This is a genomic window from Caballeronia hypogeia (assembly GCF_001544875.2).
Taxonomy (GTDB): Bacteria; Pseudomonadota; Gammaproteobacteria; order Burkholderiales; family Burkholderiaceae; genus Caballeronia; species Caballeronia hypogeia.
The window spans coordinates 64259-76424 of record NZ_FCOA02000013.1; the positions used below are offsets into that span (position 1 = coordinate 64259).

Here is a 12166-nt window from a genome sequence, read left to right on the forward strand (position 1 = left end):
AACCGGGATCGCTGGAATCTGCTGCGTTTCATGGGCGGCGGCGCGCGCCATCGACAAACCGAAAATGGTGCAGAAGCTATCGCTCTATGCGGGGCAAGGAGTGGGCAAGATCGATCGTGTGATGCCTGCCGCGGAGCGCGTCGCTGAACTGGCCAGCGGCCTGGAGCAGGAGAGCGAGATTGCGGGCGCGGCACGCGAGAAATTGCAGCTTCGATATGCGTGAGTTCGCATGACACGCGTCGTACGCGAAGCTGCATGTTTAATGCAGCTTGTGATCAAACGCTTTCAGTCAATGCAGCCTCGGTATCGACACCTTGGCTGAACTGCTCGTGCGCGAGCTCCAGCATTGCGGATAATGCGGGCGTCACGACGGCATGCTGATTGCGGATAAACACCGTCGTCACATTGGCGAATGCGGGCGGAAGAGTGTGGCATCGAACCGAGCGGCGGCTGGCGTGACGCTCGACCACGGCTTTAGGCAGAAGCGTGATGCCCATGCCCGCCGCGACACAGGACACGATGCCGTCGAGCGTGCCCAACTCCATGATCTGCCCCGGAATCAATCCGGACTGGTAGCAAACTCAACTGCCGCGATAGGTTCCGAAGCTCCACGGCGAGCACAATAACGGCACGTGATAGTGCTGGGCAGCATCGGCGAGCGTGAAGCGCACGGGGACGACATCGGCGAACACATCGGGCGTCTTGAAGTAATCCGCCACCCAGAAACGCAATTCGAAGTCGCCTGCACGTGCCTGCGCGGCGGGCAGGATTGGTGCATCGGTGCGTCCGTCGCGGTTGGTACGCGTGCGCGCGATGAGCGTCGGCGGCTGCGTGCCGACGTCGAACAACTCGATCTGCATGCCCCCCGCGGGCTTGCCGAGCGCGACGTCGAGTACATGAGTGGTAATGCCTGCGGCCATGATGTTGCTCCTTGCGTGTTGTTCGCTCAGCTGCCGCGATAGTAGTTGTAGCTCCACGGGCCGAACAGCACCGGCAGATGAATCCTCTGGCTCGCGTCGGTGATGCGAAAGCGCAGCGGGATCTTCGAGAGAAACATCGGTTGCGGCAGATTTACCTTACGCGTAGCGAAATAATCATCCGCATGCAGCAGCAGTTCGTACGTGCCGACACGATACGTCTCGCCAATCAGGAGCGGCGGCTCGCTTCGGCCGCTCGCCGCCAGCGTGATCGTCTGCAAGAGCTTCGGGCTGCCGTTTTCGATTGCGAACAGGTCCACACGCATGCCCGCTGCCGGGGTGCCGTGCCAGGTATCCAGACCGTGCATGGTGAGGCGCGGGCTCAGGCCGTCCTGTTGCACGGGGCCGGAAGTCTGGTTGGGGGAGGGCGACGATTGCGTGTCCGCAGCGAGCGCCGCCCGGGCCATCAGCATGCTGCCGCCCAGCGCCACGGATTGCAGGGCAAAACGGCGGCGGCTGACATCGAAAGCCGGGGATGTGTCCTTGTCGCTCATGTCACGCCTCTTGTTTGTTGCCGAGTTTCCGAATGCCGATGATCACGAGCACCGCGGCCAGCACTTCGATGATGGCGACGAGATACAGCCCCGTCGTGACTTTGCCCGTTGCGTTCTTGATGAGACCCATCACATAGGGCGCGCCGAAGCCCGCGAGGTTCGAGACCGAGTTGATGAGCGCGACGCCGATAGCCGCCGCGCTGCCCGCGAGATAGCGGTTCGGCAACTGCCAGAACACGGGAATCGCGCTCATGGTGCCGACGAGCGATGCCGTCATGGCCAACAGCGCGATGACGGGCGATACCTTGTCGAAGCCCATCAGCACGGCAAGCAGCGCCATCGATACGCCACCCACGATCGCCGCGCCGCTGAAGTGCCAGCGCACTTCGTTGCTGCGGTCGGAGTGAGCGCCGTTGACGATCATGCCCAGCGCTCCGCACAGATAGGCGACCGCCGCGATCCAGCCGACCGCCATCGGCGTGCCGATGCCCACGTCCTTGATGACGGTGGGAATCCAGAACGTCAGCGTCGAGTTGGCGCACAGCAGACAGAAGAATATCGCGATCAGCAGCCACACCTTGCGGTTCGAGAACAGCGAGCGCCAGTCGTGACCACGCTCGCCCATCGCTGCGTTGTCGCGTTGCAGGACGTCGAGCACGATGCGCTTTTCAGCGTCGCTGAGCCAGCGCGCCTGCTCGGGCTTGTCGGTCATGTAGAAGAACGCGAAGATGCCGGCAAGCACCGAAGGAATGCCTTCGATGAAAAAAAGCCACTGCCAGCCGTACATGCCGTGCACGCCGCTCATCGACGTCATGATCCAGCCCGCGAGCGGGCCGCCCAGCACACCGGCGATCGCCGATGCCGACATGAACGTGCCGAAAGCCCTCGCACGGCGCTGCGACGGATACCAGTACGTGAGGTAGAGGATCACGCCCGGATAGAAGCCGGCTTCGAATGCGCCGAGCAGGAAGCGCAGGACATAGAACTGCGTGGGCGTGGTGACATGCGTTTGCAGCATGCAGATGACGCCCCAGCAGATCGTGATGCGCATGATCGTCTTTTTCGCGCCGATCTTCTGCAGCAGCATGTTCGACGGCACTTCGAAGAGAAAGTACCCAATGAAGAAAATGCCCGCGCCGAGACCGTACACCGCTTCGCTGAAGTGCAGCGAGTCCAGCATCTGCAGCTTGGCGAAGCCGATGTTCACGCGATCCAGCCAGGCCAGTACCCACAACACGCCGAGAAACGGCAGCAGACGCCATGAGACCTTGCGATAGACGCTCGCTTCGGCGCTTTCGGCCTCGCTCGCGAACACCGGCATCTCCTGTTTGATGAGCGACATGGTTTCTCCTTTCCAGTCGGTTTGCGTCGCCCGGACACAGCCGCGCGACCAGTTGGAAGCAAGTATAGAAACGGCCTGAAATTCGGAAACGGGGGAGGGGCCAATAAGGCCCATAGCAACATGCATATGGGTTGCGAAGCCTTGTGTGGCCTGGCTTCGCGCGGATTTTCGACGTGCTTCTCCTTACTTATGGATTACCCTAGCGCCGCCGCCGAGTGGCGGATAAGGTCACGCTCGCTGGCAGAATGGCGACGCAGCCCACGCGAACCATCCCGGCACGGAACTGACCATGAATCGCACCGACGATCCATTCGATACCTATCTGCTGCGCGTGCTATGCACGTTGATCGCCGAGCGCAGCGTGTCGCGCACGGCCATTCGTATGAACCAGTCGCAGCCGGCCATCAGTTCGGCGCTCAAGCGGCTGCGGGCGATCTTCAACGACCCCTTGCTCACGCGCGAAAAGAACGTGATGGTGCCCACCGAGCGCGCCATTCAACTGGCGCAGAGCGCGCAGGCAGCGCTATCCGCGCTGGATAACCTGCTCGTATCGGATGACCATTTCGACCCCGCGACCACCGAGCAAAGCTTTACCGTGGGCATGCCCGACTATCTGGCGCCGCCCTTTTTTGCGCATGTCGTGCGCGAATTCAGGCGCGCTGCGCCCCATGCGCGCCTGATTGCCGTGCCGCTGTCGGCTTCGTTCAACTATGAGCAGGCGCTTTCCGAAGGTTCGCCCGATATCGTCATCGGCAACTGGCCCAATCCTCCGGAGCATCTGCACCTGTCCGTGCTGCTGGAAGACGACGTGGTTTGTGTCGTCGCGAACGACAGCGCGCACGCGCTATCAGGCAAGTTCGATGCCGAGGACTATCTGAGCGCTTCGCATATCGTGCCGACGCCGTACTCGCGGGACCAGCGCGGAGTGGTCGATACGGGGCTCAGCACCATGCGCGTACATCGCGATAATCGCGTGAGCTGTCCGTATTTCAATCTCGCGCCAAGCCTGATCCCGGGCACCGACCTGATTCTCACGACAGGACGGCACTTCGCGAACTATCACGCACAAAATCTGCCACTCGCGGTTCTCGAACCGCCGATCGACTTTCCGTTCATGCGCTTTTATCAGTTGTGGCATCCGTCGCGGCATCGCTCGGCTTCGCATGTATGGCTGCGCGGCATGCTGACGGCAGCGTCCCAGGAGCTTCGCATGCTGCGCGACATGCATCGCCCGTAGGGCTATCGGCTTCTGTTATATGGCTCATAGGATCGGCTGTCTCGCCGGGCCCGCGCGCGCTTCCTATACTCGGCACGAATATCGTGCTTTACGAGTCTTCAGGGAGAGAGCAGCTCATGTCACAGTCGATCAATCTGGAACCAGTCAACGCGCTGGATCACTCGGCCTTCCTCGGCGCCTTCGCGAGCGTGTTCGAGCACTTTCCGCAGGCGGCCGAAGGCGCGTGGAGCGCGCGGCCCTTCGCATCAGAAGGCGCGCTGCACGAAGCGATGATGGATGTGATTCGCCGCCTCGATGATCAGGGTCAGCGCGCGTTTCTGAATCTGCACCCGCTTTTGTCCGGCGCAAACATCCGTGCGGGAACCATGACGGCCGATTCGAACGACGAGCAGAAGAGTGCCGGCCTCGACGCCATGTCGCGCGAGCAGGAAGCCGCGCTCGATCAGCTCAACGCGGCTTATCTGAAGCGTCACGGCTTTCCCTTCATCATCTGCGTGCGGCACTACACGCGTGAAGGCATTTTCAGTGCGCTGGAGCGGCGCATCGGGCGCAGCTCGCAGCAGGAGCTCGACGAGGCCCTCGCCCAGATCGGGGCAATCACGCGCGCCCGGCTGAGTGCGCGTCTCACTGGGCTGAATTGACAAGGCGCTTCGCCGGGACGTTCAAATATCATTGCGCCGCGCAGACGCGTGGCACGCGATGGAAATTCCGATCGAAATAAATCAGGCCGTCGCCATCGTCGCGCACGCGGATCACGCTCGTTTCGACGAACATCACCGAATGCGATCCCACTTCCTTCGCCTCGACGATGGTCCCTTGCAGGCTCGCGAGCGCATCGCGCAGGACGGGCACGCCGTTATGCCCTTCGTCCCAGACGGGCAGCGAGAAGCGCTCTTCCATCGATAACGGCGTGTGGCCTGCGAAATGCCGTGCAATCTGCTCGAGATGCCCCGGCAACACGTTTACGCATACCTCGCGATTGGCGACGAACGCAGCATGCATCGTGCTCGAACGGTTGATGCAGACGAGCAGCGTGGGCGGCGCATCGGTGACGGAGCACACCGCGCTCGCGGTGATCCCGCATCGGCCGGACGCACCCGCGGTGGTGATGACGTTCACGGCTGCGCCGAGATGCGCCATGGCCTGACGGAACTGCTTGCGCACGGGTTCGAGGTCATTCCGGACGGCCTGGAGGGGCGTGGCGGACATAAGGGCGTCTCCTGTTCGTTCATGTTCATGCTGTGTATATCAAGTTATGGTTCAAGCGTACGCGTCGAAGCGCACAAAAAGAATCCGCATGATCCGCCGACTTGGCCGGTCTCGTTACCGAGCGCACTAAAGGTTTTACCGATATGGGATAGGCGCCGTGAGGAAAGCACTTTCGCCGCGAATTCCGGCTGGCTATCATGGACGCTCCACAAGAACCAGACCACGCGGCGAGACAGCAGAATCTCCGGCACGCGCGGTCCCGTGCATGCATCGAATGAGCCCTTTTCAGCAATGAATTCTCCCGCTCCCGTGGTGTATATCGTCGACGACGACAACGGCATGCGCACCTCTCTGGCGTGGCTGCTCGACTCGGTCGGCGTGAAGTCGGAAGGCTTTGCCAGCGCAGCCGAATTCCTGAACGCCTTCGACGTCACGCGGCCCGCGTGCCTCGTGCTCGACGTGCGCATGCCCGAGACCAGCGGCTTCGACGTGCAGACCGAGCTCAACCGCCGCGGCGCGACCTTGCCGATCATTTTCGTGAGCGGCCATGGCGATATCCCGATGTCCGTGCGCGCATTGCAGCACGGCGCAATCGACTTCGTCGAGAAGCCCTACAACTCGCAGCAGATGCTCGAGCGCGTACAGCGCGCAATGAAGCTCGCCACGCAGCGGCATGCGAAGGAGCAACGCCAGCGTGAGCTGCGCGAACGCGTCGAGTCGTTGACCGCACGCGAGAAGGATGTCCTGCGCGGCGTGATCGAAGGCAAGGCGAGCAAGCGCATCGCCGCCGATCTGTCGATCAGCGTGAAGACCGTCGACGTGCATCGCGCGAGCATCAAGGACAAGCTCGGCGCGGCCTCCATCGCGACGCTCGTGCGCGACGTGCTCGAAGTATGGAGTCCGCCGGACGACGAGCGCGCCTGAGGCGCGCGCTAGCGCATATAAGGGCCGCTGTTCATGCCCCGGTACGCTCCATTGGCGAAATACGCATCGGGTGGCGCGAGCTGCACGTCGACATCGGCGATGTGATCGGCGGAACCGGGCGTGCCCATCGGAATGCCCGCGATGCCCAATTGGGAAGGCGTGGGCGCTTGATGGTAAAGCATCCCGGTCATCTAAAGAAATCTTTAGGGACATGGCGCGCCCGCCGATGCTATGGTTTGCTTTGCAAGAACGCATTCCTCGCGCACTCCAATGAACTTTCCCGCCGAAGACGATTTCCACCGCCTGCTCGATGCGTTGACGCAATGCGTGCTGCTGCATGACGCGGAAACCAAAGCCATCGTCTGGGCGAATCGCGCGGCGTGCGTCGCGCTCGGCTTTTCGGTCGAGGAACTGCTGCCGCTCAAGGCGCACGACATGACGCGCGAGGACGTGAAATACCGGCGCGAAATCGCGGTGAATGCAATGGACCGCTCGGTCACCGAAGGTCCGCAAAGTTATGAATGGTGTTATCGCTCGCGCGCGGGCGTGCATATGTTGTCGGAGGCGGTGGCCACGTATGTGCCCTTGCGCGAGCGCGCGGTGGTGATGGTGCAGTTCCGCGACATCAGCGTGGAAGAAGCGATGCGTCAGAAACTGCGCCGCTACGAGGCGCGTTTGCGTGAATACATGCAGGACCTGGGCGAAGGCGTCGCGGTGCTCACGCCGCGCGGCAAGGTGAGCTTCATCAGCGAGTCGGGGCGGCGCGTGCTGGGCTTGGCGGGCGATGCGCCGCTAGGCGTCGCGCTCGACTACTGCACGCCCGAAGACCGCGGCCGCCTGATCGCGCAACTGCGCAGCGCCACGCGCCAGCATTCGACGCCCGCGCAACGTTATCCGATCACGCGCCGCGACGGCATCAGGCGGTGGTTGCGCATCACTTGCCGGCGCATCGATATCGACGATGAGGCGAATGGCGTGCTGGTGCACTTTCGCGATATCACCGACGAAGTCGCGACCGAGGAAGCACGCCGCGTAGAGGCGCGCATGCTGGAATACGCGGGCCGCTATAACGCAATGGGCGAAATGGCCACAGCCATCGCGCACGAATTGAGTCAACCACTCGCGGCGGTGCGCAACTTCATTGAAGGGGCGATTCAACGCCTGTCTCAGCCGGATTCCGTCGAGAGCGCCGTATGGGGGTTGCGGGCAGCCGATCGTCAGGCCGAGCATGCGGCACATATCATCAAGAGCGTGCGCGAGTTCGTCGTGAAACGCGAACCCGTGGAGATCGAGATCGACCTGCGCGACGTGCTCGCCGATGTCGCGTACTTCATTCAACTGCGCGCGCGCGACGAAGGCGTAGCCGTGAAGATCGAGCAATGGCGCGCGCCTTTGCCGATACGCTGCGAACGCGTGCTGATCGGCCAGGTGATCCTCAATCTGGCCTTCAACGCGGTCGAAGCGCTGACGGGCGCGAAGTCTTCGAGTGGCATCGTCACGCTCGCGACCGTGAGGAACGGCGAGGCCGCGGAACTGCATGTGATCGACAACGGCCCGGGCGTTCCCGACGAAGCGCTCGAACGTCTGTTCGACGGCTTTTCCTCGTCGAAGGCAGGCGGCAATGGCATTGGCCTGTCTCTGTGCAAGAACATCGTGTCGCGTCATGACGGGCGCATATGGGCGCAACGCCCGGCCGACGGCGGCCTCGAATGCTGCTTCGCGTTGCCGCTAGTCGAATGAAAGATGCATCGGCGCGCGCGCGGATGCATCATCGGATCAGGGCAGGAAGCCGATCTCACGCGCGAAGGGACAGGTGAATTTTCCTCACGCAATGCCTCGACGCGAACCTGTGTTCGTCGCGCCTGCGGGTAGGTGCTCGTTGGTCTCAACCGCATCCAGCGTGATGCGCGCTTCACGCGCCTCGCGTTCGAGACTCGATCGATACTGCTTGCAGCCGATGAAGAGCAATACAGCCGCAAGAACGATCGCGACGGCGTTGATGATCGCCATCGAATGGCCGACTGCGAGCGGTGAGCCGAATAGCTTGTCCGTCAAAATCGCGACCAGCGTCGTTCCGAGACCCAGACCGATGAGGTTGGAGACCAGCAGGAACATCGCCGAGATCTGTGCGCGCATCTGATTGGGCGCGAGCGACTGCACCGCGGCGGCGGAGGTGGGCAACGGAAACGATGCAAAGAACATCGCCACGACGAGCCACGCAAGCGACGCACCGAGGCTTGCCGCTTGCGTGAACGCAATGGCCGGCACGAGCATGCAGGCGGCGCCGATCCAGGCGGCGCGCATCGGCGCATCGGCGCGGCCGCGTCGCAATAGCCAGTCGTTCAGCCATCCGCCGCAGAACACGCCAGTCGTGTTGGCGACGAGCATGATCACGCCGAGCGTATAGCCCGTTTCGACCGGCGTCAGTCCGAAGCGCCGCATATAGAACGCGGGCGTCCAGCTCATCAGGCAATAGAGGCCCATCGCATAGAACGAGAAGCCGACGTAATGGCAGAAGAAAGTCTTGCGATGGCTCGCGACAAAACGCATGGCATCGCTCATCGAAACACGCTTCGCCTTGCCCGTGCCGTCCTGCGCGAGCCCTTTGCGCCCGGGATCGCGCACCGTGAGCGTGAAGAGCAGCGCGACCAGCAGGCCCGGCAAGCCGACGATGAAAAACGTGAGCTGCCACGCGCGCATCTCGCCGAAGAGAGGCAAAGTGAAGACGCTCGCGTGCTTGAGCAGCGCGATCACATAGCCGCCGACGAGAAAGGCAATGCCGCCGCCGATGAACGAGCCCAACGAATAGACACCGACCGCGCGCCCCATCTTCTCCTTGGGAAAGCAATCCGCGAGCATCGAATAGGTTCCGGGCGAAAGCGCCGCTTCGCCCACGCCAACGCTCATGCGCGAGACGAACATATGCACGAAGCTCTGGCTCAGCCCGCATGTCGCGGTGGCGACACTCCACAGGGCGATGCCCGTCGCGATGATTCTCGGGCGCGCGAAACGGTCAGCGAGATAGGCGATCGGCATGCCCATCACCGCGTAGAAGAGCGAAAACGCGAATCCGTGCAGAAGGCTGAACTGCGTATCGGTGAGATGCAGGTCGCGTTTGATCGGTTCGATCATCAGCGCGAGCACCTGGCGGTCGATGAACGAGAACACATAAGCCAGCATGCAGATCACCACGACGTACCACTCGTAGGTGTAGCGCTTGTTTCCTGATTGAGGGCTGCTAGGGGATTGCATCGTGTGTCTCCGCTTTTTTGAACGCGTGCGCAGGCTTTCACGCGGATCAGCGCCGCGCGAATGGGTGTAGAAGGAAATACGGAAGGAACGCAGTGTCGATGCGTCGCATATCCGCGTCAAATCAGCCGAAAACGGATGCGGTCATCAGTGCGGCAAATATGCGCCATTCGACGACAGACTTCGGTCATTGGCCAGAAGTCGTAAAGTGATTTCTGAACTTCGCGAGAGCAATTGCTCGCCTATGCATGCTTGCGCGCGATTTTCAATCGTGCATTCCTAGAATTGTGTCGTACACGTCAAAAGAGAAGAATCAGAAAGCTTGACGCCATCAAATAGAAATTGCATAAGCAGTCGCATTCGCCGACTGTCATCCGCAGGAACAGGGCATGTACGCCAACTATCAAACCTTCGAGGACGCCGACCGGCACGCACATGCGCTGACCGGTTGGGAGCAGCGCTACGACCAGGTCGGCGAAGGTGCATTCCGCAGCACGGTGAAGCAGGTTTCGGTGGCTGGCGTCCAGGTGTTTCAGGAGTCCGCGAACGTTCGTATCGTGCAGCGCGGACAATTGCCGGCAGGATGCGTGACCTTCGGTCTCGTCCTGAGCGGCGGCGCGCCTTACTCGTTTCAGGGCATCAAGGTCGACGAGAACGCCTTGGTCGTAGCGCCAGGCGACAAAGAGTTCCTGCTGCATTCGCCGCCCAATATGTCGCTGCTCGGCGTCGCTATCGACGCGAAGCTGCTCGAATCCGCGGCGGACGCGGCGGGCGTCGATGTCCAGGACGAAGTGCTCCGTCGGCACGTGCTGAACATTCCCGGCGCGGCGGGCGCGCGCGCCGGAAAGCGCATCATTGCAGCGGTGGAAACGGTGCTGGCCGCGCCGGATAGCCTTTCTTCGGACGATGACGTTGCGCATCGATTCACGCAAGCCGTGACCGAAAGCATGCTGGATCTGCTGACTTTTCACGTGCCGTCGTACGAGGACAGACTGACCTACGCATGCCGCGCCGACATCGTCAGGCGCGCGCACGATCTCGTTCTCACGCGGCCCGAGCAGCCCATTTCCGTATTGGATGTATGCGAAAAACTGCGCGTCAGCCGGCGCACGGTGCAAAACAGCTTTCAATCGGTCACGCAAATGAATCCGGTGAGTTATCTGCGTGCAGTGCGCCTCGCTCAGGTCCGGCGGCTTCTGACGACGACAGCGCAAGGCGAACTTCCGGTGCGCGAAGCGGCCATGCGTTGGGGCTTTTCGAACCTCGGCCACTTCGCCAGCGATTACAAAAGCCTTTTCGGCGAGCTTCCTTCGCAGACCTTTCGCGCTCGCTGAAGCGCGGTACATTTCCCCTTCGTCTTCCATAGCCGCCCACGCACGGCGCGGATCGGCCTGATCCTTTCATTTCTTTTCGCCTGAGTCCGGCGCGAAGCCGCTCGCGCATTGAATTCACGCGTCTCTGTCGGCTGCCTTTCGAATGCTCCATTTCGGCACGCACGCGCTGCCGGTTCCGAAGTGCTCTTTTTTATTGTCGTCTTTAGAGTCGGTTCGACATAAACAAGGAGGAGCACAGATGAAGCGGAAACGGCTGGCCGCCGCGATGGGGGCCGTATTCTATGGACTGCTTGCGTGTCATATGCACGCGGGCGCTGCCGAAAAACCGGAAGAACTGACGGTGGCGAAGGTGCCGCCGTATAACCCGCATCGCGTGTTCGTGACGGACGTGTCGTTCGCGAGCATGACCGATGCGCGCGTCCATGTATTCGATGGCGATACGAAACGCTTCGTCGGCGAGATCGATGGCGGCTTCGCACCGGGCTTCACGATTTCCCCGGATCACAAGACGAGCTATGTCGCGACGACGTACTTCGCGCGCGGCAGCCACGGCGCACGCACGGATGTGGTTGAGATCATCGACAACACAACGCTCGACGTGACCGGTGAAATCGTGATTCCGGCCAAGCACGGACAGACCGTGCCGACGCCTTACAGCACGATTCTTTCGGCAGACGCAAGCCGTCTCTTCGTGTCGAACATCACGCCGTCGACTTCGGTAACGGTGATCGACACGGCCACGAAGACCGTGGTCGGCGAGATCGACACGGACGGCTGCGTGCTCGCGTATCCGAGCGGCAACGACCGCTTCACCTCGCTGTGCGAGAGCGGCAAGGCGCTGACCGTGAAGCTCGATGCGACCGGCAAGGAAGCGAGCCGCAAGCTCTCCGATGCGTTCATCGACGTCGACCACGATCCGGCCTTCATCAACGCCGTGCGCGATGGCAACAAGTATCTGTTCACGACCTTTCACGGCAACGTGCGCAGTGCGGACTTCTCCGGCGATGCGCCCATGTTCGGTACGTCGTGGTCTTTGCTGAGCGATCAGGAACGCAAGGCAGGATGGCGACCGGGCGGCTTGCAGCAGACCGCGCTGCATGTCGCGAGTCATCGTCTGTATGTCGCGATGCATAAGGGCGCTGACGGCTCGCACAAGGACCCGGGCACGGAGATCTGGGTCTTCGATACCGAGAGCAAGAAGCGTATCGCGCGCTGGGATTTGGCGAAGCAGAAGATCGATCCGCTGCTCGCCATTCAGGTCAGCACCGACGACAAGCCGGTTCTGTACGGTCTCACGCCGACCTCCGATCTCGTCATGATGGATGCGACGACCGGCAAGAAGCAGCACGTTGAAAAGCAGATGGGCACCACGTCCACGCTGCTGCTCAATCCTTGAGGTG

General features: G+C 61.8%; 13 protein-coding genes and 1 pseudogene. 7 read left to right on the plus strand and 7 right to left on the minus strand.

What is annotated here, in order from left to right; translation table 11 throughout:
* The first annotated feature begins 100 nt into the window (after window positions 1-100).
* On the plus strand, window positions 101-223 hold the full coding sequence (locus AWB79_RS41065) for a hypothetical protein (RefSeq protein ID WP_269767974.1): 123 nt from the start codon (window positions 101-103) through the stop codon (window positions 221-223).
* Between the two features lie 52 nt (window positions 224-275).
* Here AWB79_RS41065 and AWB79_RS19820 read toward each other — a convergent pair.
* The 4 genes and pseudogenes from AWB79_RS19820 to AWB79_RS19835 form a co-directional block, all read right to left on the minus strand.
* Window positions 276-566: pseudogene (locus AWB79_RS19820) on the minus strand (LysR substrate-binding domain-containing protein); the annotation flags it as partial.
* A gap of 15 nt (window positions 567-581) precedes the next feature.
* Entirely contained in the window at window positions 582-920 is a 339-nt protein-coding gene (gene uraH, locus AWB79_RS19825; protein WP_061169142.1) for a hydroxyisourate hydrolase, read from the minus strand.
* Between the two features lie 26 nt (window positions 921-946).
* Window positions 947-1471 carry a hydroxyisourate hydrolase gene (locus AWB79_RS19830; protein ID WP_061169143.1) on the minus strand — a complete coding sequence of 175 codons (525 nt, stop codon included), beginning with the start codon at window positions 1469-1471 and terminating at the stop codon, window positions 947-949.
* Window position 1472: 1 nt separating this feature from the next.
* A complete protein-coding gene (locus AWB79_RS19835; protein WP_061169144.1) occupies window positions 1473-2813 on the minus strand; it encodes an MFS transporter in 1341 nt (446 codons plus the stop codon).
* A 289-nt stretch (window positions 2814-3102) separates the two neighbouring features.
* Here AWB79_RS19835 and AWB79_RS19840 point away from each other — a divergent pair, with 289 nt between their 5' ends.
* The gene (locus AWB79_RS19840; RefSeq protein WP_061169145.1) at window positions 3103-4050 is read left to right on the plus strand and encodes a LysR family transcriptional regulator; all 948 of its coding nucleotides are present in this window, start codon (window positions 3103-3105) and stop codon (window positions 4048-4050) included.
* A gap of 116 nt (window positions 4051-4166) precedes the next feature.
* A complete protein-coding gene (gene uraD / locus AWB79_RS19845) occupies window positions 4167-4691 on the plus strand; it encodes a 2-oxo-4-hydroxy-4-carboxy-5-ureidoimidazoline decarboxylase (RefSeq protein ID WP_061169146.1) in 525 nt (174 codons plus the stop codon).
* 28 nt (window positions 4692-4719) lie between these two features.
* Here the strand turns inward: uraD and hpaC are convergent, their stop codons facing one another.
* Window positions 4720-5259 (minus strand): 4-hydroxyphenylacetate 3-monooxygenase, reductase component, encoded by a 540-nt coding sequence (gene hpaC, locus AWB79_RS19850; protein WP_061169147.1) that lies wholly within the window; start codon window positions 5257-5259, stop codon window positions 4720-4722.
* A gap of 291 nt (window positions 5260-5550) precedes the next feature.
* Between hpaC and AWB79_RS19855 the strand changes: the two genes are divergently transcribed.
* Window positions 5551-6183 carry a response regulator transcription factor gene (locus tag AWB79_RS19855; RefSeq protein WP_061169148.1) on the plus strand — a complete coding sequence of 211 codons (633 nt, stop codon included), beginning with the start codon at window positions 5551-5553 and terminating at the stop codon, window positions 6181-6183.
* 8 nt (window positions 6184-6191) lie between these two features.
* On the opposite strand, the gene AWB79_RS39125 is transcribed toward AWB79_RS19855, so the two are convergent.
* Window positions 6192-6365, minus strand: a complete 174-nt coding sequence (locus tag AWB79_RS39125) for a hypothetical protein (RefSeq protein WP_198399058.1) — start codon at window positions 6363-6365, stop codon at window positions 6192-6194.
* Window positions 6366-6453: 88 nt separating this feature from the next.
* Here AWB79_RS39125 and AWB79_RS19860 point away from each other — a divergent pair, with 88 nt between their 5' ends.
* Window positions 6454-7923, plus strand: a complete 1470-nt coding sequence (locus tag AWB79_RS19860) for an ATP-binding protein (RefSeq protein ID WP_061169149.1) — start codon at window positions 6454-6456, stop codon at window positions 7921-7923.
* Window positions 7924-8007: 84 nt separating this feature from the next.
* Here AWB79_RS19860 and AWB79_RS19865 read toward each other — a convergent pair whose 3' ends face one another.
* Entirely contained in the window at window positions 8008-9435 is a 1428-nt protein-coding gene (locus tag AWB79_RS19865; RefSeq protein ID WP_061169150.1) for a spinster family MFS transporter, read from the minus strand.
* A gap of 386 nt (window positions 9436-9821) precedes the next feature.
* Here AWB79_RS19865 and AWB79_RS19870 point away from each other — a divergent pair, with 386 nt between their 5' ends.
* Window positions 9822-10766, plus strand: a complete 945-nt coding sequence (locus AWB79_RS19870; protein ID WP_061169151.1) for a helix-turn-helix domain-containing protein — start codon at window positions 9822-9824, stop codon at window positions 10764-10766.
* A 265-nt stretch (window positions 10767-11031) separates the two neighbouring features.
* Entirely contained in the window at window positions 11032-12162 is a 1131-nt protein-coding gene (locus tag AWB79_RS19875) for an amine dehydrogenase large subunit (protein ID WP_232470946.1), read from the plus strand.
* The last annotated feature ends 4 nt before the right edge of the window (window positions 12163-12166 follow it).